Below are 24,275 nucleotides of genomic sequence, written 5' to 3' on the forward strand. Positions count from 1 at the left end.
GGTGTGTGACACCGGACGCACTTTTCTAAGCGCTTGCTTTTCTCTGGCGGGGGCGCCTTTTGCGGGGGGCCCGTTGCACGGGGCGCTTGCCGAGGGGTGAGCCCCCTCTTGGGCCGGCCTTTCTGGGGCTCTGCCCCAGACCCCGCTCCTCAAACGCCGGAGGGGCTGGATCCGGGCTCTGCCCTGTCCCCGTTCCTCGAACGCCGGAGGGGCTGTATCTGGGCTCTGCCCTGTCCCCGCTCCTCAAGCGCCGGAGGGGCTGAATCCGGGCTCTGCCCTGTCCCCGTTCCTCGAACGCCGGAGGGGCTGTATCTGGGCTCTGCCCTGTCCCCGCTCCTCAAGCGCCGGAGGGGCTGATCTTTCGCCGGCCGGGGATGGATTTCGGTTCCGCTCCTCGGGTGCCCGTTCCTCGAACGGCGGAGGGGCTGGTCTTTCGGCGGTCGGGGCTGGTCCTTGGCCGTCCGGGGGCTGGACCTCGGTTCCGCTCCTCGGGTGCCCGCTTCTCTGATGCCGGTCGGGGTGACGGACTCAGGGGCGCGGGGAACTGCGCGACCAGCCCCCACGCGCCCGAGCCCACGCACCCACCCCCGGGACCGCCCCCGGAGCCGGGGCCCACGCCCCGGAACCCGGGATCGCCCCGGAACCGGGGATCGGCCCGGAACCGGGGATCGCCCTGGAACCGGGGATCGGCCCGGAACCGGGGATCGCCCTGGAACCGGGGACCGGCCTGGAACCGGGGATCGGCCTGGAACCGGGGATCGGCCTGGAACCGGGGATCGGCCCGGAACCGGGGATCGGCCCCCTCCCCGGGAGCCGTCCGTCCTGGGAGGCGTCGGTTCCGGGGGCGGGTCAGTTGGAGGGGGTCGGGGCCGGGTCTGTCGCCGGGAGGCGTTGGCGGCGGCGGCGTTTGAGGAGGGCCCAGGGGCCGCGGGGGCCGGTGGGCATGGCGGCGGCGACCTCGGTGCCGGGCTCGGAGGCGGCCTCCGCGGCCGCACGGGCGACCGGCAGGAATCCCTCGTGCCGCGAGACGTCGGGACGCTCCTCCTCGGCCGGCCAGAGGCCGAGCGCCGCGCAGACCGTGGGCAGGAGGGCCATGGCCGCCGTGGCGTACCCCTCCGCCGAGGGGTGGTAGTGGTCCGGGCCGAACAGCTCGCGCGGGTTCGCCTCGAACTCCGGGCCCAGCAGGTCGCCCAGCGACACCGTGCGGCCGCCCTGCTCGACCGTCCCGATCGTCTGGGCCGCGGCGAGCTGGCGGGACGCGCGCCGGGCCAGCCAGCGCAGCGGCTGCTGGACCTGCTCGACCGTGCCCAGGTCGGGACAGGTGCCGACGACCACCTCCGCACCGGCCGTGCGCAGCCGGCGTACCGCCGCCGACAGGTGACGTACGGAGCGCGTCGGCGGCATCCGGTGCGTCACGTCGTTCGCCCCGATCATGATCACGCAGATGTCGGGCAGCCGGGAGGTGTCCGTGAGGGCGAGCGCGACCTGGCGGTCCAGGTCGTCCGACTGGGCGCCCGGCAGCGCCACATTGCACAGCTCCACCGGCCGCTCGGCCACCGCCGCGAGTCCGGAGGACAGCAGCGCGCCCGGTGTCTGGCGGGCCCGCCGCACCCCCTGGCCCGCGGCCGTCGAGTCGCCGAGCATGATCAGGCGCAACGGGGGGTCGTCGGCGGAGGCACCGGTGTAGTCGTACCCGTAGAGACCGTCCGCGCGCGGGGCGTAGGGAGCGTGCCCGTTGCCCACATGCCGCTTCGCGAGCTGCACCTCGGCCAGCACCAGGCCGACGGCCGCCGCGCCCACCAGCCCGACCCCGCCCCCGCCGTACGCCGCGCCCGCAGCGATCCGCCGGGCCACCCTCGCCCTAGACAAGCTCGACATCCGTCGCCGCCACCTCCTCGTAGCCGTACAACCACTGCTTGCCCCGAAGAGCGGGTGGGCCAATCTCAACGGCGCGTGAACGGCCGTTCAGGGCCGTAGGCTGACGGGACCATTCCTGTTGAAAACGCAGCTCCGGAGACAACGGTGCAATTCCACGACTCGATGATCAGTCTCGTCGGCAACACCCCGCTGGTGAGGCTCAACAACGTGACCGCGGGCATCCAGGCGACCGTCCTGGCGAAGGTCGAGTACTTCAACCCCGGCGGATCCGTGAAGGACCGCATTGCCATGCGCATGATCGAGGCCGCGGAGGAGAGCGGCGCCCTCAAGCCAGGCGGCACGATCGTCGAGCCGACCAGTGGGAACACTGGTGTGGGGCTCGCCATCGTGGCGCAGCAGAAGGGGTACCACTGCATCTTCGTGTGCCCCGACAAGGTCTCCACCGACAAGATCAACGTGATGCGCGCGTACGGGGCCGAGGTCGTGGTCTGCCCCACCGCCGTCGACCCGGAGCACCCGGACTCGTACTACAACGTCTCCGACCGGCTGGTCCGGGAGACCCCCGGGGCCTGGAAGCCCGACCAGTACTCCAACCCGAACAACCCCCTGTCGCACTATCACTCGACCGGCCCCGAGCTGTGGGAGCAGACGGAGGGGAAGATCACCCACTTCGTGGCGGGTGTGGGCACCGGCGGCACGATCTCCGGCACCGGCCGGTATCTGAAGGACGTCAGCGACGGGAAGGTACAGGTCGTCGGCGCCGACCCGGAGGGGTCCGTGTACTCCGGCGGTTCGGGCCGGCCCTACCTCGTCGAGGGCGTCGGTGAGGACTTCTGGCCGACCGCGTACGACCGTTCGGTCGCGGACGAGATCGTCGCCGTGTCCGACAAGGACTCCTTCCAGATGACGCGCCGGCTGGCCAAGGAGGAGGGCCTGCTCGTCGGCGGCTCCTGCGGCATGGCCGTGGTCGCCGCGCTGCGCGTCGCCGAGCGCCTCGGCCCCGACGACGTGGTGGTCGTGCTGCTCCCCGACAGCGGGCGCGGCTACCTCAGCAAGATCTTCAACGACGAGTGGATGGCCGACTACGGCTTCCTGGAGGACACCGGCCCGAGCGCCCGGGTCGCCGACGTGCTGAACGACAAGGCGGGCGGTGTGATCCCCTCGCTCGTCCACATGCACCCGGAGGAGACCGTCGGCGAGGCGATCGAGGTGCTGCGCGAGTACGGCGTCTCGCAGATGCCGATCGTCAAGCCGGGCGCCGGTCACCCGGACGTGATGGCCGCCGAGGTCATCGGCTCGGTGGTGGAGCGCGAGCTCCTCGACGCGCTGTTCACCAAGCGGGCCTCCCTGGAGGACCCGCTGGAGAAGCACATGTCCTCGCCGCTGCCCCAGGTCGGTTCCGGTGAGCCGGTCGCCGACCTGATGTCCGTGCTCGGGCGCGCCGACGCGGCGATCGTGCTCGTCGAGGGCAAGCCCACCGGTGTCGTCAGCCGGCAGGACCTCCTCTCCTTCCTGGCCAAGGGCGGCACCAGGGCGTGACGGCCGGGGCCCGCGGGAAGGCACCGGGGGCGACGGAGGGTGACCAGGTGGGCGCCGGGCGGTGGGCCGGGGCGCACGGGTGACGGTCAGGGGCCGCGCCTGGCGCACAACGTTCGGTCGCACGGGTCCGGCGCAGGATATTTGTTCGAAGTGTCGGATCCGTGTGGATCTTTCGGCTCCGGCCGAGGTGAACTTCGCGGAAGTGGTACGAGCGCGTCACGTCCGCGCAGCACCCGCTTAACACGGGTCCGGCACATTAGTGGGTGTCGGCAGGGCGGGAGCGGCTCCCCGCCCCGGCCGACGACAGAACGGCGCCAAGGACCTCCGGAGCGGCTCCCGGACCTCCATGGACGCCTAGGACGCGTAAGCCCGGTCCTGACCCGGCTGCCGCGTCCCTCGCGGGGACCGCCGTCGTCCCGCCCCCCGGTATCGGGGGTGCGGCGGTCCCCGCGCAACACGTCGAAGGGCCCGGCACTCGTCGCGAGTGCCGGGCCCTTTCGTGCGTCGTACGGGGCCGCGCGGACCCCCGTTCCCCGGTGCGGGCGTCCGCGCCGGGGAACGGGCGGGGCTTCGCGGCGGCGCCTACTCCTCCCAGTCGGACTCCGGCCGGGGCTTGCGGCGGCCGAAGAAGCCCGGGGAGAGGCGCGCCGCCTGCACCACGTTCACTCCGACGATGCCGACCCAGGCGACGAGCAGGCCGGGCAGGTGCGCGATTCCGCCGCCGATCGCGGACAGCGGGACCGCGAGGACGAGCGAGACGATCCCGAAGCCGAAACGCTCGCCCCAGGAGTCGGACGACTGGGATGCGCGCGCGCCGCGCGCCACCACCATCTGCTGTTCGGCGAGCTGACGCCGCACCCGGCGGTCGACGGCGCCGTCGAGGCGCTGCTCGACCTTCTCCAGGAACGAGTCGACCAGCGCGGACTCGTACTCGTCGCCGAGTTCCCTGCGCGCGTGCAGGGTGGCGTTGAGTTCCTTCTTCAGTTCCGCGTCGTCATGGCGGGCTTCCATACCGGTCATGCCTTTCACGTTAGGCAGCCGAGGTCCGCGGGGCACTGGGGATAGCCCCCCTGTTGCGGCTGGGCCGAGCCCCCGGAAGGTGCCCCTTGCCCGGTCTGCATATCGTCATGCAGAGTTCTCGGTACCTGAATAGAAAGGTGTGCGCGTGGTGTCGTCTCGGATCATGGACACGTCGTGTGCGGTGACGCCTCCGGGCGACGTCGCGCTCGTGGTCCTGGACGGCCGCGGCACCGGTGTCGACGACGTCGTACGGCTCGCCGATGGCGCCGCGCGGCCGGTTCCCGGCACGGACGCGATGAAGCGGGTCGAGGAGTCCTGGTGCGCCGCCCGGCAGATCGCCGCCACCGGCCGCGTCTACGGCCGCTCCACCGGCGTCGGCGCGAACCGGAACGAGGACGTGCCCACCGAAGCGGCCGCCGGCCACGGCCTGCGCCTGCTGCGCAGCCACGCCGGTGCCATCGGCGAGGAACTGCCCGCCCGACAGGTCCGGGCGATGCTCGCCGTCCGCGCGAACCAGATCCTCGCGGGCGGCGCGGGACTGCGGCCCACCGTCGTGACGGCGCTGTGCGAGGCGCTGGAGAGCGGCGCCCACCCGGTCGTCAACGAGTTCGGCTCGGTCGGCACCGGGGACATCGCCGCCGAGGCCCAGCTGGGCCTCGCCCTCGCGGGGGAGCACCCCTGGAGAGGCCCGGACGGCTCGCCGGCCCGGGCCGGCGAGGGCCTCGCTCCCGAGTCGCAGACGCTCGACAACAACGACGCGCTCGCGCTCATCAGCAGCAACGCGCTCACCCTCGGGCAGGCCGCGCTCGCGCTGCACGAACTGCGCGGGCTGATCGGCGCCACGCAGGTCGTCGCGGCCCTGTCGCTGCTGGCGGTCGACGGGTCCCACGAGGCCTACGCGGCGCCCGTGCACGCCGCCCGGCCGCACCGGGGGTCCGTCGAAGTGGCGCGCCGGATGCGGGAGTTGATCGGTGCCGCGGACCGGCCCACGCCACCGCTCGGCCGGATCCAGGACCCGTACGGCTTCCGCTGTCTCCCGCAGATCCACGGCCCCGCGCACGACGCGGCGGACGCGCTGGAGGCGGTCCTCGCCGTGGAGATCAACGCCGCCGCGGAGAACCCCCTCATCTCCCCCGAGGACATGGCCGCCTACCACCACGGCGGCTTCTACCAGGCCCAGCTCGCCCTCGCCCTGGACCACTTCAGGCTCGCCGTCACCCAGGTGGCCCGGCTGTCCACCTCCCGCCTGTCCACCCTCAACGAACCCGTCTACACCCGGCTGCGCCCCTTCCTCGCCGACCACGAACCGGCCTCGTCCGGCGTGATGATCCTGGAATACGCGGCCGGTGCCGCTCTCGGTGACCTGCGGGCCTTCTCCGCACCCGCCTCGCTCGGCCACGCTGTACTCTCCCGGGGCGTCGAGGAACAGGCCAGCTTCGCCTCGCTCGCCGCCCGCCAGACGCTGCGGGCCTGCGGTGCGTACCGTCTCGTCGTCGGCTGCGAACTGGTCGCCGCGGTACGGGCGCTGCGCCAGCGCGATCTGCGGCCCGACCCGGAGCTGCCGGCCGGGCGGGCACTGGAACTGGCCGAGGAACTGCTCGACGCGGAGCAGGCCGACCGGCCGCTCACGGACGACGTGACGGCGGCCGCCGCGCTGCTCGACCGGTTCACGGACATCTGGAGGGGGAGCACGTCATGAGCACGGGCAGCGACAGGGCCGGCGGCAGCGACAGGAACGGGGGCGGAGACAGGAGCGGGGGCCGAAGCGCCGCCGTGGACGGGAACGGGAACGTGGACGGGAAGGCGAACGGGAACGGGAACGGGAACGGGAACGGCCGGGCGATGAGGGGCGGTGGCGTGGAGAGCGACACGGGCGTGAGCGACACGGCTGTGAGCGACAGTCCCGCCGGGCGGCTCCAGACCCTCTTCGAGGGGCACCGGCTCACGCCGACCCAGCGCCGCATCGCCCACAGCATGGTGCGGCGCGCCGCCGACGTGCCGTTCCTGTCCAGCGTGGAACTCGCCGAACTCGCCGGCGTCAGCCAGCCCTCCGTCACCCGCTTCGCGGTCGCCCTCGGCTTCGACGGCTACCCGGCCCTGCGCAAGCACCTGCGCGAGGTCGCGCCCGCCGAACCGGCCGCCGACACCGCCTCGTACAACGAGTACCAGCAGGCCGTCGAGGCCGAGATCGAGAACCTGCGCCACCTCGCCGCGGTGCTCGCCGATCCACGTCCGGTCGCGAGGGCGGGCCGCCTGCTGGCCGCGTCCCGTCCGCTGCCCGTCCTCGGGCTGCGCGCCGCCGCCTCCCAGGCCTACGGCTTCGCCTACTTCGCCGCCAAGGTGCACCCCGACGTGCGGCTGCTGCACGAGGGCGGCACGATGCTCCAGGACCGTATCGACGCCGCCGTCAGGGCCGGGGCCACGGCCCTGCTGTGCTTCGCGCTGCCCCGGCACCCGCGCGAGGTCGTCGACGCCCTCGGCTACGCGAAGGAGGCCGGGCTGACCGTCGTCACGGTCGCGGACTCCGCGTTCGCGCCGGTGGCGAAGGTGTCCGATCTGCTGCTCCCCGCCGCCGTCGGCACCGGCCTCGCCTTCGACACGGCGTGCGCGCCGATGCTGCTGGGCCGCGTTCTGCTGGAGGCCATGTGCGACGACCTGCCGGACGCGCAGGCGCGGTTGGAGCAGTTCGACGCGCGGGCCGCGGTGCGGGGACTGTTCGTCGAGTAGGCGCCGGAGCACGGATTCGGGCGTTTCTCAGACTCGTCTCACCTTCCGTGGCTAGCCTGCGCGCCCAGAGACACACGGGCGCGGCGGCGGTCGGCGACGTACCCGTGGGCGTGGAGACGCTGAGACGGGAGGCGGACAGTGAAGCGCGGAGGACAGGGACTGGCCCGGGTGGCCGTCGTGGTGCGGGCGGGAGCCGCGCCGCTGTGGTGGTGCGGGGTGCTGGCCGCCGGGATCGGGGTGGTGCTTCCCGGACTGACCGGGCGCAGGATCGGCGTCCTGGCGGGGGCCGCGCTGTTTCTCGTCACGGCGGCCGTGGTGCCGTACTGGCGCGGGAAGCGGTACGCCGCCCTGGTCCGCTCAGCGGCCCGGGCCGGTAAGCACGATGTGCTCCAGGACCGTGCCGTGACGGTGCGCAACTGGCGCCGGGGCCACCGCTGGTGGCTGCTCCTCGCCTTCGCGGCCGCGCTGGGCAGTTCGCTCGCCGTGCCCGCGGCGGGCGGCATGCTGCTCGCCGGCGCGGGCGTCGGACTGTGGCTGAAGGCCGGCCGGCTCGGGCGCCTGGAACGGGCCGAGCAGGCGCTGATCTGGGTACGTGTCGACTGGCTCGGCCCGCGCGCCGGTGCCCCCGTGGGCAAGCCGGTCCGGGCCGTCCGGGCCACCGGAGTGGCGGCGGGCGACGCCGCGCCCGGCGGGGCGCGGCGTCGCTGAGCGGAACGGAACTAAACCTCCAGGTCGGTCTCGATCCGCTTGAGCTGGTGCCGGGCCATCGCCAGGTTGGCCCGCTTCTGGTCGAGCACCAGGTACAGGAACAGGCCGTTCCCGCCGCGGCCCTTCATCAGCCTGATCAGGTGGTACTGGTCGGAGAGCGTGATCAGGATGTCCTCGATATCGCCCTTCAGGCCCAGGTGCTCCATGGTGCGGAGTTTGGCGCGGACGACGTCCGTGTTACCGGCGGCCGCGACGGTGAGGTCGAAGCTCTTGCTGCCACCGATCGTGCCCAGCGCCATTCCGCTGGTGTAGTCGACGAGGGCGGCTCCGGTCGCGCCCTCGATGGACGCCAGTGCCTCTTTGAGCGCGGTCTCGGTGTTCGTCATGGTGCTGTGCTCCTTCAACTCTCTGATGTTCTCGGGTGGTTGGTGGCTGGGGTAGAAGTGGGGCGCGCGGCGGTCGTGCCGCGCGCCGTGCGAGTGCGCGACGTGCCCGGCGAGGGCTTCGCGGACGTCTTGGGCGGGTCGGCGGCCAGCTCGCCGCGCGCGGTGGCGGCGTCGACGAGCTCCCCGATCCGGGTGCCGGAACGCCGCCCCTCCAGGTGCAGCCGGCCGACATTGACCCGGTCCTGGGCCAGCAGCGTCAGGACGGCGGAGCCGCCTGCCGCGTAGGTCGCCACATAGCCGTGCACGCCGCGGACCAGCAGCTCACGCAGATCGCCGTGTCCGGTGGTCTCGGCCATCCGTATGGCGACACCCAGTGCGGCCGCGGTGAGCGCGGCCAGGCCGTCCGGCTCCACACCGGGCGTGTCGTGGGCGAGGACGAGACCGTCGGCGCTGGCCGCGAGCGCTCCGGTCAGCTGGGGCACACGGGCCCTCAACCGATGGAGTTCGTCGAGGACTTCGGGTTCCGCCGCCATCAGCAGTCTCCTCTCGGCACGCTGTCGTAGCGCGCGGATCACAAGGCCTCCCGCGGGTTGGGACTCACAAGGCCTCCAGCGCGTCTCTGAGTCGTCGCAGCAACGCGACGTCGGGATCGTTGGAGGTCTGGGTGAGCACGCTGGGCGGGGGGAGCGGCTGCGGTGGCGGAGCGGCCGTCACGAGTCCGGCGGCGGCGAGCCGGCGCAGGTCGACGAGCGTGTGGAAGGCGGGCCGCCCCAGCGCGAGGGACACGTCCGCCGCCGTGCGGACGCCGTCCACCCGGCCGAGGACGGCCTCCTGGCGCAGCGGCACCGTCGGCCCGGCGGCGAGCAGGGCGCGCCGGAGCGGTGCGGTGTCGGTCGCCGGGTCGGGCCATATGCGGTGCAGGAGTTCGCGCCGGCGCACCGTCTCGCGCTCCAGCGCGGCGACGGGGACGGGGCGGAGCGGGCCGAACCAGTGCGCGGCGCCGTAGCGGAAGCGGCTCGGGGTGCTGCTCGGCCCGAGCACGAAGTAGGCCGCGTCGTACAGGGAGCCCAGGTGGCACAGTTCCAGCGCGCCCTCCGCGATCCACCCGCTGTCGATCAGGAACCGGCCGACCCGGCGGCGTGCCCCGGCCGCGGCGACCGCCTCCCGCCACACCTCGGCGTCCAGTACGCCGCGGACGGAGAACAGCACGTCGAGCCCGGGTGTGGCGGGGCTCTCGGCGTGCACGACCTCGCCGTCGGCGAGGTAGAGGGTGCCGCGCTCGCGGATGAGGACGCCGGTGGCCCGCTCGTCGGCGAGCCGGCCGAGCATCGGCGAGACGCCGCCGGCGGCGCTCGGTGCCGTGTCCCGCACCGGGAGCCGGGGCGGAGGAGGGGTCCTGACCGTGGTCATACGAGCACCAGCCGTCCTGCCATCTCGCCGAGCCGGATGCGGGCCAGGGCCAGATTGCCGTCCGAGCGGCCCAGCCACAGGTGCAGGAACACGCTGCTGTCGAAGGTGGTCCGGACGAAACGCAGGACGTGGTAGCTGTCGCGGTTGCTGATGATCAGGTCTTCGATCGGGGTCTCCTGGTCGGACCACTCCGACCAGTCGGAGCCGTCCTTGGGGGCGAACGAGCGGTTCTCCGCGGCCAGCCGGGCCAGCTCGGCCGCCTCCGCCGCGGTCGTCTCGTGGTCGTCGCCCGGCGCGTCGCCCACCGTCCCCAGGGCCAGGCCGCTGGTCCAGTCGACCACCGAGGCACCCCGCGCACCGGGCAGTGTCATGGCTTCCAGCAGGCACTCGTCGATTCCGGGCACCGTGTCTCCCCTCCCGCCAAAGGGTTCGGCCGAGTGACGCCGAAGTTACGCACTGTGTGCACGGGAAGGGAGTGATCGGGCATTTTCCTGTGGAACATGCCCGCGATGACTAAGGTGGGTCAACTGACCACATTCTCCGGCGCACCGACAGTGCCCGTGGGCGGTTTGTGCTGCCCTGGGGGGTGTGGCAGAGGCGCTCGCGGGTGCGATGGGGCGCACGGAGCGTCGCGTGCGCCCCGAGGTCTCACGGGGAGGGCGGTGGCTACAGCGCGATGAGCGACGGCCCGTGCGCGCCGCCCGACTCCGCGACGATCTCGTCGAGGGTCTGCGGCTCCCGTGCGACCGCGAAGCGCACGCCGCCCGCGTCGTCGTCGCCGGCCGGTGCGAAGCCGTAGACGCCGGGCCGGGCAAGGGAGTTGTACGCGTAGTGGTGGGCGAAAAAGTACGCGCCGGTGTCCAGCGCGGCCACGTGGTCGCCCGGTTCGAGCAGCGGCAGCGCGCGGCCCTCCGCCAGCAGATCGCCCGCGAAGCAGGCGGGGCCCGCGACGTCCTGGACGACGTCCGGCCCCGTCCTGGGCCGGCCCTTCGCGTCGTACGCGGCGATCCGCAGCGGCCAGGCCGCCGGCGCGTAGACCGTACGGGTCGCCACCTGCACCCCGGCATGCGTGACCGCGATCGCCCGGCCCCCGGCGGACTTCGTGTACTCGACCCGCGCCAGCACCGTCCCGTGCTTGGCCAGCAGTGACCGGCCGAACTCCGTGACCAGCCCGTACCGCCCGTCGAACAGTCCGGGCGCGACCTCGGCGAGCAGCCGCGCGTACCGCGCGTACGTCGGTGTCGTCGCGTCGGAGCCGAAGTCGACCGGCAGCCCGCCGCCGATGTCGATCGTGTCGACCTGCCGCCGCCCGACGTGCCGGTTGATCTCCTCCGCCAGCGCGTACGTCTCCGCCACGCCCCGCGCCAGCAGGGAGAGCGGCATGCCCTGTGATCCCGAATGTGCGTGCAGCCGGGTGAGCCAGGGGCGGTCGGCGTACGCCCGCACGATCCACGCGCGGGCCCCCTCGTCCCGCAGCGCGACCCCGAACTTGGAGGTCGCCGTCGCCGTGGACAGCGCCTCGATCGACCCCCCGCCGACCTGCGGGTTCACCCGGATTCCGATGGGGGAGCCGGTGGCCGCCGAGCGGACGACGGCGTCGATGCGCTCCAGCTCCTGCTTGCTGTCCGCGTTGACCGCGATGCCCAGCTCCAGAGCCTCGCGCAGTTCGGCGGCCGTCTTGGCCGGCGAGTCGAGCACGGTCCGCGCGGGCGGGATTCCGGCGGTCCGGGCGAGCGCGAGCTCTCCGGGGCTCGCCACCTCCGCGCCGATGCCCTGCTCGCGCAGCAGCCGCAGTACCGGCACGAGGGGGGTCGCCTTCACCGCGAAGGCGTGCAGCACCGGAGTGCCGGGTGCGGTCACCGCGTCGAAGGCGGCGTGCAGCGCGGCGGCCGAGGCCCGGATGCCGGGGACGTCGAGGAGCGCGACGATGGGGTGGTCCGGGGTGAGGAGGCCCTGTTCCACGGCGGCCCGCACGGCGTCGTCCCGCCGGGAGACCCGCCCGGAGTCCGCCTCGGCCCCCGGCTCGCGGTCCGAGGCGACCCCGCCGCTGTCCCTGCCCCCGTCCGCCGTCCGGCCCTCATCCCCGTCCACTGCCCGACCCCGTTCGGATTCGGCCCCGTGATCCCGTTCCCCGGCCGCCCCTCGTCCCCTGTCCCTGTCCCCCGTCCGGTCCCTGTCCCTCGTCCGGTCCCGGTTCCGGTTCGTCGTCCGGCCGTCCATCGCCGCCCGCCCCTCGCCCGCCGCCCCCTCGCCGTCCGCCGCCGTCCGGCCCCCGGCCGCCCCTCTGCCGTCCGTCCGCTCGTCCTCATGCGCCCTCGCGTCGCCCGAAGGCGTCCTCGAAGCTCCTGCCGAAGGCATCGCAGCCCCACTCGCCCCGTCGCCCGCCGGTTCCCCTGCCCTGTCCATGTCTGCGCCCATACGTCCCAGCCAAACATCCGTGAGGAGCGCGCGCGGGGCCGTGCATCTATTGACTAGCTCTATTCAAAGAGCCAGGATGTGAATATCTACAGCAACAGTTCGCTAGGAGGCAGACCATGTCAGGACCCCGCCCCGTCCGAGCGCCGCGCGGTACGGAACTGAGCGCCCTGGGATGGCAGCAGGAAGCCGCCCTGCGGATGCTGCAGAACAACCTCGACCCCGAGGTCGCCGAGCACCCCGACAAGCTCGTCGTCTACGGCGGCACCGGCAAGGCCGCCCGTGACTGGCGTTCCTTCGACGCCATGGTCCGCACGCTGCGCACGCTCAAGCAGGACGAGACGATGCTCGTCCAGTCCGGCCGTCCCGTCGGCGTCATGCAGACCCACGAGTGGGCCCCGCGCGTCCTCATCGCCAACTCCAACCTGGTCGGCGACTGGGCGAACTGGGAGGAGTTCCGGCGCCTGGAGGCCCTCGGCCTCACCATGTACGGCCAGATGACCGCCGGTTCCTGGATCTACATCGGCACCCAGGGCATCCTCCAGGGCACCTACGAGACCTTCTCCGCCGTCGCCGCGAAGAAGTTCAACGGCACCCTGGCCGGCACCATCACGCTGACCGCCGGTCTCGGCGGCATGGGCGGCGCCCAGCCGCTCGCCGTGACGATGAACGACGGCGTCGCGATCTGTATCGACGTCGACCCGCGCGCCATCGAGCGCCGCATCGAGCACCGCTACCTGGACGTGAAGGCCGACTCCCTGGAGCACGCCCTCCAGCTCGCCGTCGAGGCCCGCGACCAGCGCAAGCCGCTCTCCATCGGCCTGCTCGGCAACGCGGCGGAGCTGCTGCCGCGGATGCTCGCCGAGGGCGCGCCCATCGACATCGTGACCGACCAGACCTCGGCCCACGACCCGCTCGCCTACCTCCCCGTAGGCGTCGACTTCGACGACATGGCCGACGCCGCCGCCAAGGACCCCGCCGGCTTCACCACCCGCGCCCGCGAGTCCATGGCCAGGCACGTCGAGGCCATGGTCGGCTTCATGGACGCCGGCGCCGAGGTCTTCGACTACGGCAACTCCATCCGCGGCGAGGCCCAGCTCGCCGGCTACGACCGCGCCTTCGCGTTCCCCGGCTTCGTCCCCGCCTACATCCGCCCGCTCTTCTCCGAGGGCAAGGGCCCCTTCCGCTGGGCGGCCCTGTCCGGCGAGGCCTCCGACATCCACAAGACGGACAAGGCGATCCTCGACCTTTTCCCGGAGAACGAGTCGCTGCACCGCTGGATCAAGCTGGCCGGCGAGCGCGTCCACTTCCAGGGCCTGCCCGCCCGTATCTGCTGGCTCGGCTACGGCGAGCGCGACAAGGCAGGCGAGCGCTTCAACGACATGGTGGCGTCCGGCGAACTCGCCGCTCCCCTCGCCATCGGCCGCGACCACCTCGACTGCGGTTCCGTCGCCTCCCCGTACCGCGAGACCGAGGCCATGCTCGACGGCTCCGACGCGATCGCCGACTGGCCGCTGCTGAACGCCATGGTGAACGTCGCCTCCGGCGCCTCCTGGGTCTCCATCCACCACGGCGGCGGCGTCGGCATGGGCCGCTCCATCCACGCGGGCCAGGTCTCCGTCGCCGACGGCACCAAGCTCGCCGGCGAGAAGATCCGCCGCGTCCTGACGAACGACCCCGGCATGGGCGTCATCCGCCACGTCGACGCCGGCTACGACATCGCCGAGAACGTCGCCGACGAGCGCGGTGTGCGCATCCCGATGCGCGAAGGCGACGAGGGCGGCACCGCGTGACGTTCCACAGCATGTGGGCGGAGCTGCTGCCGATCGGCCGCAGCTCCGCCTCCGGCGGCTACCGCCGGTTCGCCTGGACCGGGGCCGACACCGACTGCCGCGCCTGGTTCCGGCAGCAGGCCGAGTCCCGCGGGCTCACCTACGAACTCGACCGCAACGGCAACCAGTGGGCCTGGCTCGGCGACCCCGCCGCGGGGGACGCCGTGGTCACCGGGTCCCACCTGGACTCCGTGCCCGACGGCGGTGCCTTCGACGGCCCCCTCGGTGTCGTCTCCTCCTTCGCCGCGCTCGACGAACTCCGCGCCCGCGGCGTGGAGTTCACCAAGCCCCTCGCCATCGTCAACTTCGGCGACGAGGAGGGCGCCCGGTTCGGCCTCGCCTGCGTCGGCTCCCGGCTGGCCGCCGGCCGGCTCACCGTCGAGCAGGCGCACCGGCTGACCGACGCCGACGGCATCACCCTGCCGCAGGCAATGGAGCGCGCCGGGTACGACGCCGGCACCATCGGCCCCGACCCCGAGCGGCTCGGCCGGATCGGCGCCTTCGTCGAACTGCACGTCGAGCAGGGCCGCGCCCTCGACATCGGCGGCGACCAGGTCGGCATCGCCAGCGCCATCTGGCCCCACGGCCGCTGGCGCTTCGACTTCCGCGGCGAGGCCAACCACGCCGGCACGACCCGGCTCGTGGACCGCCACGACCCGATGCTGCCCTACGCCGAGACCGTCCTCGCCGCACGCCGCGAGGCCCGGCTCGCGGGCGCCGTCGCCACGTTCGGCAAGATCGCCGTCGAGCCGAACGGCGTGAACGCCATCCCCTCCCTGGTGCGCGGCTGGCTCGACTCCCGCGCCGCCGACCAGGCGACCCTCGACACGGTCGTCACCGGCGTCGAGAAGGCGGCCCGCGCGTACGCGGACGCGCAGGGCGTCGAACTCGACGTGGTCCGCGAGTCGTTCACCCCCGTCGTCGAGTTCGAGCACGCCCTGCGTGACGAACTCGCCCGCATCCTGGGCAAGGAGCGGGACGCCGTGCTCAGCGTCCCCGTTCTCGGGACCGGGGCCGGACACGACGCCGGAATCCTCTCCGGCACCGTCCCGACCGCCATGCTGTTCGTACGCAACCCCACGGGCGTCTCGCACTCCCCGGCCGAGTACGCCGCCGAGGACGACTGCGTGGCCGGGGTGACCGCACTCGCCGACGTACTCGAAGGGCTGGCCTGCAGGTGACGCAGACGTACTGGCTGGAACACGCCTGGCTCGACACGAACGTCGAGCCGGGCGTCGCCGTGACCGTGTCCACCGGCGGCTCCGGGGCCGGCCAGGACGGCCGCGTCACCGAGGTCCGCACCGGCGTCGACACCCCGCCGCCGGGCGCCGAGATCCTCCGCGGACTCACCCTCCCCGGTCTCGCCAACGCCCACTCGCACGCCTTCCACCGCGCCCTGCGCGGCACCGTCCAGGTCGGCTCCGGCACCTTCTGGACCTGGCGCGAGCTCATGTACTCCTTCGCGGACCGGCTGACCCCGGAGACCTACCAAGCGCTGGCCCGCGCGGTGTACGCGGAGATGGCGCTCGCCGGAGTCACCGCCGTCGGCGAGTTCCACTACGTGCACCACGCCCACGACGGCACCCCCTACGCCGACCCCAACGCCATGGGCGAGGCCCTCATCGCCGCCGCCGCCGACGCCGGGATCCGCATCACCCTGCTCGACACGGCCTATCTCTCCTCCGGCTTCGGGCAGCCGCCCAACTCGCACCAGCGGCGCTTCTCCGACGGCACCGCCGACGCCTGGGCGGAACGCTCTTCACTTCTCAAGGACCGGGATCACGCACGGATCGGTGCGGCGATCCACTCCGTACGGGCCGTGCCCGCCGGACAGCTCGCCACGGTCGCGCGCTGGGCCGAGGAGCGGCGCGCCCCGCTCCATGTGCACCTGTCCGAGCAGACCGCGGAGAACGAGGCCTGCCTCGCCGCCCACGGCCGCACGCCCACCCGGCTGCTCGCCGACCACGGGGTGCTCGGCCCGCGCACCACCGGAGTCCACAACACCCACCTCACCGACGAGGACATCGCCCTGCTCGGCGGCTCCGGCACCGGCACCTGCATGTGCCCGACCACCGAACGCGACCTCGCCGACGGCATCGGCCCCGCCGTCGCCCTGCAGCGCGCGGGCTCACCCCTCTCGCTCGGCTCCGACAGCCACGCCGTCATCGACCTCCTCGAAGAAGCCCGCGCGATGGAGCTGAACGAGCGGCTGCGCACCCGCACCCGCGGTCACTGGACGGCCGCCGCCCTGCTGCGCGCCGCCTCCGCCGACGGCCACGCGGCCCTCGGCTGGGACGACGCGGGCAGCATCGAGACGGGCGCGCTCGCCGACTTCACGACGATCGCCCTCGACTCGGTCAGAACAGCGGGACCGGTGCCGCGCCTCGGCGCCGAGACAGCCGTATTCGCGGCCACGGCGGCCGATGTCCGGCACACGGTGGTGGCGGGACGGCACGTCGTACGCGACGGCGCGCACACGCTCGTACCGGATGTGCCGGCAGCTCTCGCGGACGCCGTCCAGGCCCTGCGCTCCTGATATCCGGACCCGGGCGCGACCTCGCGTGCCCGGCACCCCCCACCAGCAGTCCCGCCACCCCTGAGGACGCCATGAGCAGCACGACCGTCATCACCAACATCGCCAGTCTGGTCACCAACGATCCCTCCCAAGGTGACGGATCCCCGCTCGGTCTGATCCAGGACGCGGCCGTCGTCATCGACGGAGACCGCGTCGCGTGGACCGGTGAATCAAGCAAAGCACCCGCCACTGACAACCGGGTCGACGCCGGTGGCCGCGCGGTGATCCCGGGCTTCGTCGACTCCCACTCGCACCTGGTCTTCGCCGGGGACCGCACCCAGGAGTTCAACGCCCGGATGTCCGGGCGGGCGTACAGCGCGGGCGGCATCCGCACCACCGTCGCCGCCACCCGCGCCGCCTCCGACGAGGAGCTGGAGCGCAACCTCACGCGCTATCTGCGCGAAGCCCTCCGCCAGGGCACCACGACCTTCGAGACCAAGTCGGGCTACGGCCTGACCGTCGAGGACGAGGCCCGCGCCCTGCGCATCGCCGCCTCGCACACCGACGAGGTCACCTACCTCGGCGCGCACATCGTCCCGCCCGACTACGCCGACGACCCGGCCGGCTATGTCGCCCTGGTGACCGGCGATATGCTCGACGCCTGCGCCCCGTACGCCCGTTGGGTGGACGTCTTCTGCGAGAAGGGCGCCTTCGACGGCGACCAGGCCCGCGCGATCCTCACGGCCGGCAAGGCGAAGGGCCTGCACCCCCGCGTGCACGCCAACCAGCTCTCGTACGGCCCCGGAGTCCAGCTCGCCGTCGAGCTGGACGCGGCGAGCGCCGACCACTGCACCCATCTGACGGACGCGGACGTCGACGCCCTGGCGAGCGGCGACACCGTGGCGACCCTGCTCCCCGGCGCCGAGTTCTCCACCCGCGCCGAGTGGCCGAACGCTCGCCGGCTCATCGACGCGGGCGTCACGGTCGCGCTGTCCACCGACTGCAACCCCGGCTCGTCCTTCACGTCGTCCGTGCCCTTCTGCATCGCGCTCGCGGTGCGGGACATGCGGATGACCCCCGACGAGGCCGTGTGGTCGGCGACCGCGGGCGGCGCGAAGGCCCTGCGCCGGGACGATGTCGGCCGTCTCGCGCCGGGCGCCTATGCGGACCTGGCCCTGCTGGACGCCCCCAGCCATGTCCACCTGGCCTACCGTCCGGGCGTCCCGCTGGTCACCGGCGTCTGGCGGCGCGGCGCCCGCGAGGTCTGAGAACCCGGGGGTCCGTGGGCCCGCTGCCCGTTGTCCGTTGTCCGCCGCCCGTTGTCCGCCGCCCGCTGCCCGTTGTCCGCCGCCCAAGGGCGACGGGCCCGACGGGGCCGACGGGGCCGAACGCGGTCCGGGGGCGCGGGGCGAGACCCGGTGCCGTCCGCGCGGGGCGAACCCGGTGCCGTTCGGCCGCGCGGGGCGAAGCCGGTGCCAGGCGCGCGCGGGGCGAACCCGGTCCGAGGTGTGCGGGCCGAATGCGGGTCGAGTCGTGCGGGGCTGACGGGTCCGACGGGTGAAGGGGCCCGTCAGGCGGTGCCCGCGCGCCAGCGCTGGCCCGTGCCTCCGTTCAGCGGTATCAAGGACAGTCCGTTGTCGCCGTCCGGCGTGACCGCCGTCTCGATGGCCACGGCCGGACGGATGACACCGTCCCCGTCCACGGTGAACCGCAGGTTGTCGCCGTTGTCGCCGTCGAGCGAGGAGCACTCCCAGATGCCCACGCCGTTGTCGACGGAGCCACGGCTGTCCAGGCAGAAGCTGTCGTCGGCGGCCGACCGGAGGGAACCGCTGTCGCTGTCGACGCGCCAGCGCTGGGTGGAGGACGAGGAACAGGGCGCCGTGACGACGTCCGTGCCCTTCGTCAGATCGCCGTCGCGGATGTCCAGGCACAGGCCCGAGGCGACGTTCACGACCTGGGCGTAGGCGCTGCCCGGCGCGCGGAACACGACGGTGGGGGTCGGTTTCGGGCCGGGTGACCTCGGCGGTGCCGAACTGTGGGCCGGGGAGGGCGACGCGGAGGTGGCCGAGGGAGAGGGCGAGGCCGACTGCGTGGGGGCCGACGGCGTGACCGGGACCGTGGCCGTGACGGTCACCGGAGGCGGGCCCGACGGCGTGGAGACCGAGCCCGCCGCGTCCGTGGAGGGCGTGCCGCCCGAGGAGAGCAGCAGGAACAGGACCGGCGCCAGGGCCACGCCGAGCGCCGCCGCCGAGGTCAGGACGAACCGGCGGGACGGCGGCCAGGGCAGCACCGACGCCCGTGACCCGGTGCGGAGTTCCGGCGGAACGGGCCCGGCCCCGGACACCTCGTTCGTGACGTACGCCGTACCCGCCCACGGCAGCAGGCCCTCGGCCAGGGCGGAGCGCGGATGGTCGCGCAGGGCGGTCAGTTCCCCGTAGGCGGTCGAGCAGTACGCGCAGCGGGCCATGTGGGCGTGCAGGTCGGTGCTGGAGCGCGGGTTGTCGGGCCGCACCGACTCCTCGATCAGCCGGCGGAAGTCTCCGCAGCGCGGATCGTCGGAGGCGGCCAGCCGGTACTTCACACAGGTCTGGCCCAGGGACTGGAGCGCCTGGTCGGTGCCGTACGTGACGTCCTCGATGGTCAGGCCGAGCAGGACCGCCGTCCGTTCCGCGGGCTCGCGCTCCACGACCGCGTACCAGATGAGGCCCTGGGCGCGGGACGGAAGGGACCGGAAGGCCGGGAGCAGGGACGGTACGGGACCGTCGGGGCCCGCCGTGCTCAGGACGAGGAGCAGACCGGGGTCGAGGCCCGCGGCGCGCTGGTCCCGGGCCCATGAGGCGGCCACCCGCCCGGTCAGCAGCAGGAGTTGGTGCCGCCACGGGACGTTCGGGTCGATGCCGCGCGCCGTCTCGCGGGCCGCCAGGGTGAAGGTCTGCGCCGCGAGCTGTTCGGCCCCGGACTCGCCGGTGGTGCACAGCCGGGCGTAGGCGAGGACCGAGGCACGGTGGCGTGCGCGGAGTTCCTGGAGGGCCGTGTACGCGGTCGCGGTGCCGGCGCGCAGCAGCTCGGTCAGCCGTGCGTCGGACGCCTCCGCGGGCAGTCCGTCGCCCTCGGCCGCGCTGCTTCTGTCGGCCGGGTCGCCCTGCGTCATGTTCGTCCGCCTCCCCGCACCTGGTGCGTGCTCGTCCCGTCCTGACGTACCGGCCAGTTTGGGATGCCCATAGTGGCGGGGTTGGTCTTTTGGGGAAAGAGTTGAAGAGCGGATTCCTCGCGGAGCGGCGCCGAACCTCCCTGTGCGGCACAGAAGTTGCCTGCGGCACCGAGGTGCCTGGGCAACACCGAGGTGCCTGGGCGGCACGGAGGTTGCCTGGGCGGCGCGGAGGCTCTCCGAGGAGCGGGGCGGGTGGCCGGGAGGCGAGCGGGACGACGGGAGAGGGGACGGCGGAGGGCGGAGGGCGGAAGCCGAGCGGTCCGGTGCCCGTGGGGCGCCGGACCGCTCGGATGCGCGGCCCCGCGGGCCGCGAAGCCCTGTCACTCCTCGACGGTCAAGCCCTTCCGGAGTCGCACGAGAGTGCGCGACAGCAGCCGGGAGACATGCATCTGGGAGATGCCGAGTTCGTCGCCGATCTCGGACTGGGTCATGTTCGCCACGAACCGCAGCGAGAGGATCTGCCGGTCGCGCTGCGGGAGTTCCGCGATCAGCGGCTTGAGGGACTCCACGTACTCGATGCCTTCGAGCCCGTTGTCCTCGTAGCCGATGCGGTCCGCGAGCGCGCCCTCGGAGTCGTCCTCCTCCGGCTGGGCGTCCAGCGAACTGGCCGTGTAGGCGTTGGACGCTGCCATGCCCTCGACGACCTCGTCGTTGCTGATCCCGAGCCGTTCCGCCAGCTCGCCCACGGTCGGGGCGCGGTCGAGGCGCTGGGCCAGTTCGTCGCCGGCCTTGGCCAGGTCGAGCCGCAGCTCCTGGAGCCTGCGGGGCACCCGCACCGACCAGGAGGTGTCGCGGAAGAAGCGCTTGATCTCGCCGATGATGGTCGGCATCGCGAAGGTGGGGAACTCGACGCCGCGGCTCAGCTCGAACCGGTCGATCGCCTTGATCAGGCCGATGGTGCCGACCTGGATGATGTCCTCCATCGGCTCGCTGCGGGAGCGGAAGCGGGAGGCGGCGAACTTCACCAGCGCGAGGTTGAGTTCGACGAGTGTGTTGCGGACGTACGCGTGGTCGTGCGTGCCCTCTTCGAGGGACTCGAGTCGCGCGAAGAGTGTCTTGGACAGAGCCCGTGCGTCCACCGGCCCCACCTCGTCGTACGGGGGGATCTCCGGAAGTCCGGCGAGTCCGGTGAGTCCGTCGACTCCGTCGGTTCCGGTTCCGTCGACGTGCTCCAGGGATTCCGGAGAAGGTGTCGACGTCGCCGTCCGGGTCTGCGATGCGTCGAGCCGGGGTGACATGGTGTCCTCCATCGTTCTCGGCATATGGCCGCCGATGCCAATACGTGCACTGCGGTGTGCGGCGCCTCCAAAGCCGGCCGGGTCGGATAGCTGTCTCTCTTAGCCCTATCCGGTTTCCCGAACCCGCCGCAAGTGTCCTCTGTGGTGAAATGTCCATTTTCGGGGGGTTGTTCGGGTGACGGGTGTCGTAGAGAAGGCGTAGTGTTCGAGTGCGTACATCAGCAGTCGCGACGCTCGAAAGAGAGACGGCATGGACCGCGGGACGGTCGGCAGCGCACAGTCGGGCCGGCTTCTTGTCGAGGTGCGGGAAGAGGGCACAAGTGCCGTCGTGACCCCCGCGGGTGAGCTCGATCACCACACGGCCGATTTGTTGCGTGAGCCACTCGAGGACTGCCTCGAAAAGGGGTACGCGCGACTTGTCGTCGACTGTTCCCGGCTGGAGTTCTGCGACTCCACCGGGCTCAATGTGCTGCTCGGCGCCCGGCTGAAGGCCGAGGCCGCGGGGGGTGGGGTCCACCTGGCCGCGATGCAGCCGGTGGTGGCCCGCGTCTTCGAGATCACCGGGGCGGAGGCCGTCTTCACCGTCCACGACACGCTCGAGGCGGCCCTGTCCGACTGATCCGGCGAGCCTTCGGTCATGATGCCGCCAATGTCCCAGATGCCCCTGCGTGACCGACGCGTTACTCGCGTCACAGGTTCCGTGCCGAATAAATGGGTGTTCGGACGGTTCCGTCGGGCAGGAGACATCCTGGATGCGTCGGCGGCGCGTGTGCCCGCGGCGGGCGCGGCGGAAGTCGTTGATCCGCGAGCGGCGAAAGTCGTTGATCCATCCGTACTGAGCACTGCTTACTGAGTACTGCGTACTGAGTCTTGAGAGTCTTGAATCGTGAACCGGTGAATCGGTGAGGTGAAGCGCTGATGAGCACCACCCGGCCTTGCTCGCCGGGCGACCGCGGCCCGGAGTCGGGCGACGGCGGCGCTTCCGCGGTGTCCGCGCGGAGCGTGGCGCCCGTGGACGGCGCGACGCCCGTCGACGGCGCCTCCCCGGCCGGCGCGGCCCCCGCGCCCGTCGGCCGCCAGGCCCGCAGGCTGAGCCTCGACGGCGAGAGCGGCGTCGTGCCGCTCGCCCGCGACTTCGCCCGGCAGGCGCTGTACGCGTGGGGCTGGCTGCCCGCCGCGAGCGCCGACCGGCGGGCGGCCGCCGAGGACGTCCTGCTGGTCGTCTCCGAACTGGTCACCAACGCCTGTCTGCACGCCGAGGGCCCGGACGAACTCCGGATCTCCTGCGACAACAAGGTGCTGCGCATCGAGGTCTCCGACCGGGGGGCCGGTCAGCCCGCCCCGCGCACCCCGCACCGCGCCGGGCGCCCCGGCGGCCACGGCATGTTCATCGTGCAGCGGCTCTGTCTGGACTGGGGGGTCGTGCGGATGTCAGGAGTCGCCGGCAAGACGGTCTGGGCGGAACTCGGCGCCCCCGCGTAGACCTCCGCCCCACTCGTCCCCGGCATGGACCGCTGGCCGACCCGGCTCCTGACCGCTCGGCCCCGGCCGACTCGCCCCGCCGGGTCGCCCGGCACCGCCCTGTTCCGCCTGCGGCCCGTCACCGCCCCCTCGGTCTGCGGCCCGCTGAGCGCGGCCCCGTTCGGCCCTGGCCGACTCGCCCCGCCGGTCCGCTTGGCCGGCTGGCCGGCTTGCGCGGTCTGCGGCCTGTAAGGCGCCGCTCCGCTCGGCTCTCGCCGACTCGCCCCGCCGCTCCGCTCGGCCCCCGTTCGGCCCTGGCCGACTCGCCCCGCCGGTCCGCTTGGCCGGCTGGCTGGCTTGCGCGGTCTGCGGCCTGCAAGGCACCGCTCCGCTCGGCTCTCGCCAACTCGCCCCGCCGCTCCGCTCGGCCCCCGTTCGGCCCTGGCCGACTCGCCCCGCCGGTCCGCTTGGCCGGCTGGCCGGCTTGCGCGGTCTGCGGCCTGCAAGGCGCCGCCCCGCTCGGCTCTCGCCGACTCGCCCCGCCACTCCGCTCGGCCCCCGCCGACTCACCCCGCCGGGTCGCTCGGCGGACTCGCCCCGCCGATTCGCTCGGCCGGCTTCCCCGGCCAACTCGCCCCGGCCGCCGCGCTCGCCCGTCCGGGCGGCTGTCCGACAGCGCTCGCGAACCGCCCTTCGGGCTCGCCTTCGGGCCGCTCGCGCGACCGTCTTCGCGGTCTGCCTACTCGGTGGCCCGGCCGCCGCTCTCCCGGCCACCCCCGCGAACCGCCCTCGGGGGGCTCGTCGTTCCGGAGCGCCACATGTGCCCGGCCTCCGGGCTCGTTGTTCCGGGCCGTCTCCTCGCCCCGCCTCCCGGTCTGCCCTTGCGGAGGGCCTCCGCGAACCACCCGTCGGTTCGCGGAGGCCGGAGCGTCTTCGTGAACCGACGGGTGGCTCGCGAAGAGGCTCCGGCATCCCGGGTGGTTGTCCCGGACGGAGACCGGGCGTTCTTGTGAACTGCCCGTACCGCACCCGCCTTTGGTTACCCGGGGTTCGAATCCTTCTTCGTGCGGCACCCGGTGTGCGCCGGATCCCCACGGATCCGGCGCGCACTTTGTCTTCCCTCCACAAGTCACCGGGCGTACCTTGACGGCCGATCTGATGTTCCGTCAGAAATCGACGAGGATGCCGTCGGAGTGAGGGGCAGGCCCGTGTCGTACCGGACGTACCAGAAACGAACCGCCGCGCTCGCGTTCGCCGCGGCCCTGGCCGGCTCGGCGGTGCTGATGGCCGCCCCCGTAGCCCAGGCCGCCGTGGTGGACGTCAACTACCAGTGCAAGACACCGATCGGCGACAAGAGCGCCGTCTCGCCCATCGACATCAAGGGCGTCAAGAGCGGGAGCACCTACAAGCTCACCATGTCCTGGCAGAAGGGTGTCTCCTCCAGCCCGGTCGAACTCGGCAAGGGCGCGATGACGCCGAGCGCCGTCATCAAGGTGGGCGGCGCGGACAGCGGCACGGTGGCGGTCAGCGGACCGGCCAACGCGGCCGCCATCCCGGCCAACACCCCCATCAAGATCAATGACTTGAGCGGCACCTACACGCCGAAGAAGTCCGGCAAGGTCACCTTCACCGCGGGCGTCCTCACCATCAAGGCCCTCGGCACCACGACCACGTGCACCCCCTCGAACAGCCCGGGTCCCTCGCTGACCCTCGACGTCACGGCCGCCGGCGGTTCGGGATCGTCGACCTCGGGTTCCTCCGGTTCCAGCGGGACCCAGAGCGGCACCGACTCCGGTGGTTCCCTCCCGCAGACCGGCCCCGAGGACTCCGTGATCGCGCTCGGCACCCTCGGCGGCACGGTCCTGCTCGCGGGCGCGGCGGGCGTGCTGTGGCTGACGCGCAGGCATCAGGCGGTACGCCGCTGACCTCCCGCAC

At 73.0% G+C, this 24,275-nt stretch carries 20 protein-coding genes; 11 read left to right on the plus strand and 9 right to left on the minus strand.

Features of this window, described 5'->3' with window-relative positions; translation table 11 throughout:
* Positions 1 to 849 precede the first annotated feature (849 nt).
* Positions 850 to 1,878 (minus strand): SGNH/GDSL hydrolase family protein, encoded by a 1,029-nt coding sequence (locus ACIQRL_RS12620; protein WP_401330660.1) that lies wholly within the window; start codon positions 1,876 to 1,878, stop codon positions 850 to 852.
* A gap of 144 nt (positions 1,879 to 2,022) precedes the next feature.
* Between ACIQRL_RS12620 and ACIQRL_RS12625 the strand changes: the two genes are divergently transcribed.
* Complete coding sequence (locus ACIQRL_RS12625) at positions 2,023 to 3,417, plus strand: cystathionine beta-synthase (protein WP_401330663.1); 1,395 nt, start codon at positions 2,023 to 2,025, stop codon at positions 3,415 to 3,417.
* Between the two features lie 582 nt (positions 3,418 to 3,999).
* On the opposite strand, the gene ACIQRL_RS12630 is transcribed toward ACIQRL_RS12625, so the two are convergent.
* Positions 4,000 to 4,437: a hypothetical protein gene (locus ACIQRL_RS12630; RefSeq protein ID WP_401330666.1), complete on the minus strand. Its 438-nt coding sequence runs from the start codon at positions 4,435 to 4,437 to the stop codon at positions 4,000 to 4,002.
* Between the two features lie 163 nt (positions 4,438 to 4,600).
* Between ACIQRL_RS12630 and ACIQRL_RS12635 the strand changes: the two genes are divergently transcribed.
* From ACIQRL_RS12635 to ACIQRL_RS12645, 3 genes are all read left to right on the plus strand, one after another.
* Positions 4,601 to 6,136 carry an aromatic amino acid ammonia-lyase gene (locus tag ACIQRL_RS12635; RefSeq protein ID WP_401330845.1) on the plus strand — a complete coding sequence of 512 codons (1,536 nt, stop codon included), beginning with the start codon at positions 4,601 to 4,603 and terminating at the stop codon, positions 6,134 to 6,136.
* A gap of 143 nt (positions 6,137 to 6,279) precedes the next feature.
* The gene (locus ACIQRL_RS12640; RefSeq protein ID WP_401330847.1) at positions 6,280 to 7,164 is read left to right on the plus strand and encodes a MurR/RpiR family transcriptional regulator; all 885 of its coding nucleotides are present in this window, start codon (positions 6,280 to 6,282) and stop codon (positions 7,162 to 7,164) included.
* 138 nt (positions 7,165 to 7,302) lie between these two features.
* Positions 7,303 to 7,872, plus strand: coding sequence for a hypothetical protein (locus ACIQRL_RS12645; protein ID WP_401330668.1), 570 nt, complete (start codon positions 7,303 to 7,305; stop codon positions 7,870 to 7,872).
* 11 nt (positions 7,873 to 7,883) lie between these two features.
* Here the strand turns inward: ACIQRL_RS12645 and ACIQRL_RS12650 are convergent, their stop codons facing one another.
* From ACIQRL_RS12650 to ACIQRL_RS12670, 5 genes are all read right to left on the minus strand, one after another.
* On the minus strand, positions 7,884 to 8,258 hold the full coding sequence (locus ACIQRL_RS12650) for a hypothetical protein (protein WP_261704015.1): 375 nt from the start codon (positions 8,256 to 8,258) through the stop codon (positions 7,884 to 7,886).
* A 14-nt stretch (positions 8,259 to 8,272) separates the two neighbouring features.
* Positions 8,273 to 8,791: a roadblock/LC7 domain-containing protein gene (locus ACIQRL_RS12655; protein ID WP_401330671.1), complete on the minus strand. Its 519-nt coding sequence runs from the start codon at positions 8,789 to 8,791 to the stop codon at positions 8,273 to 8,275.
* 64 nt (positions 8,792 to 8,855) lie between these two features.
* Positions 8,856 to 9,668, minus strand: a complete 813-nt coding sequence (locus ACIQRL_RS12660) for a transcriptional regulator (RefSeq protein WP_401330674.1) — start codon at positions 9,666 to 9,668, stop codon at positions 8,856 to 8,858.
* The gene (locus ACIQRL_RS12665) at positions 9,665 to 10,072 is read right to left on the minus strand and encodes a hypothetical protein (protein WP_261704018.1); all 408 of its coding nucleotides are present in this window, start codon (positions 10,070 to 10,072) and stop codon (positions 9,665 to 9,667) included. The genes ACIQRL_RS12660 and ACIQRL_RS12665 overlap by 4 nt, the downstream gene beginning before the upstream one ends.
* A 262-nt stretch (positions 10,073 to 10,334) precedes the next feature.
* Entirely contained in the window at positions 10,335 to 11,888 is a 1,554-nt protein-coding gene (locus ACIQRL_RS12670; protein WP_401330848.1) for a diaminopimelate decarboxylase, read from the minus strand.
* Between the two features lie 314 nt (positions 11,889 to 12,202).
* On the opposite strand from ACIQRL_RS12670, the gene hutU reads away from it, so the two are divergent.
* From hutU to hutI, 4 genes are all read left to right on the plus strand, one after another.
* A complete protein-coding gene (hutU, locus tag ACIQRL_RS12675) occupies positions 12,203 to 13,876 on the plus strand; it encodes a urocanate hydratase (RefSeq protein ID WP_401330677.1) in 1,674 nt (557 codons plus the stop codon).
* Positions 13,873 to 15,096, plus strand: a complete 1,224-nt coding sequence (locus ACIQRL_RS12680) for an allantoate amidohydrolase (protein WP_401330680.1) — start codon at positions 13,873 to 13,875, stop codon at positions 15,094 to 15,096. The genes hutU and ACIQRL_RS12680 overlap by 4 nt, the downstream gene beginning before the upstream one ends.
* Positions 15,093 to 16,451, plus strand: coding sequence for a formimidoylglutamate deiminase (locus ACIQRL_RS12685; protein ID WP_401330683.1), 1,359 nt, complete (start codon positions 15,093 to 15,095; stop codon positions 16,449 to 16,451). Before ACIQRL_RS12680 ends, ACIQRL_RS12685 begins: the two co-directional genes overlap by 4 nt.
* Positions 16,452 to 16,522: 71 nt before the next feature.
* The gene (hutI, locus tag ACIQRL_RS12690; protein ID WP_401330686.1) at positions 16,523 to 17,698 is read left to right on the plus strand and encodes an imidazolonepropionase; all 1,176 of its coding nucleotides are present in this window, start codon (positions 16,523 to 16,525) and stop codon (positions 17,696 to 17,698) included.
* A gap of 302 nt (positions 17,699 to 18,000) precedes the next feature.
* Here hutI and ACIQRL_RS12695 read toward each other — a convergent pair whose 3' ends face one another.
* Both ACIQRL_RS12695 and ACIQRL_RS12700 read right to left on the minus strand, forming a co-directional pair.
* A complete protein-coding gene (locus ACIQRL_RS12695; protein WP_401330688.1) occupies positions 18,001 to 19,581 on the minus strand; it encodes a ricin-type beta-trefoil lectin domain protein in 1,581 nt (526 codons plus the stop codon).
* 380 nt (positions 19,582 to 19,961) lie between these two features.
* Complete coding sequence (locus tag ACIQRL_RS12700; protein ID WP_401330691.1) at positions 19,962 to 20,891, minus strand: RNA polymerase sigma factor SigF; 930 nt, start codon at positions 20,889 to 20,891, stop codon at positions 19,962 to 19,964.
* Positions 20,892 to 21,129: 238 nt separating this feature from the next.
* On the opposite strand from ACIQRL_RS12700, the gene ACIQRL_RS12705 reads away from it, so the two are divergent.
* From ACIQRL_RS12705 to ACIQRL_RS12715, 3 genes are all read left to right on the plus strand, one after another.
* Positions 21,130 to 21,498: an STAS domain-containing protein gene (locus tag ACIQRL_RS12705; RefSeq protein WP_401330693.1), complete on the plus strand. Its 369-nt coding sequence runs from the start codon at positions 21,130 to 21,132 to the stop codon at positions 21,496 to 21,498.
* Between the two features lie 299 nt (positions 21,499 to 21,797).
* Positions 21,798 to 22,361, plus strand: a complete 564-nt coding sequence (locus ACIQRL_RS12710) for an ATP-binding protein (protein ID WP_401330696.1) — start codon at positions 21,798 to 21,800, stop codon at positions 22,359 to 22,361.
* Positions 22,362 to 23,548: 1,187 nt separating this feature from the next.
* Positions 23,549 to 24,265, plus strand: a complete 717-nt coding sequence (locus ACIQRL_RS12715) for an LPXTG cell wall anchor domain-containing protein (RefSeq protein WP_401330699.1) — start codon at positions 23,549 to 23,551, stop codon at positions 24,263 to 24,265.
* Positions 24,266 to 24,275 lie beyond the last annotated feature (10 nt).

It is taken from the genome of Streptomyces sp. NPDC091209 (genome assembly GCF_044757755.1).
GTDB lineage: Bacteria > Actinomycetota > Actinomycetes > Streptomycetales > Streptomycetaceae > Streptomyces.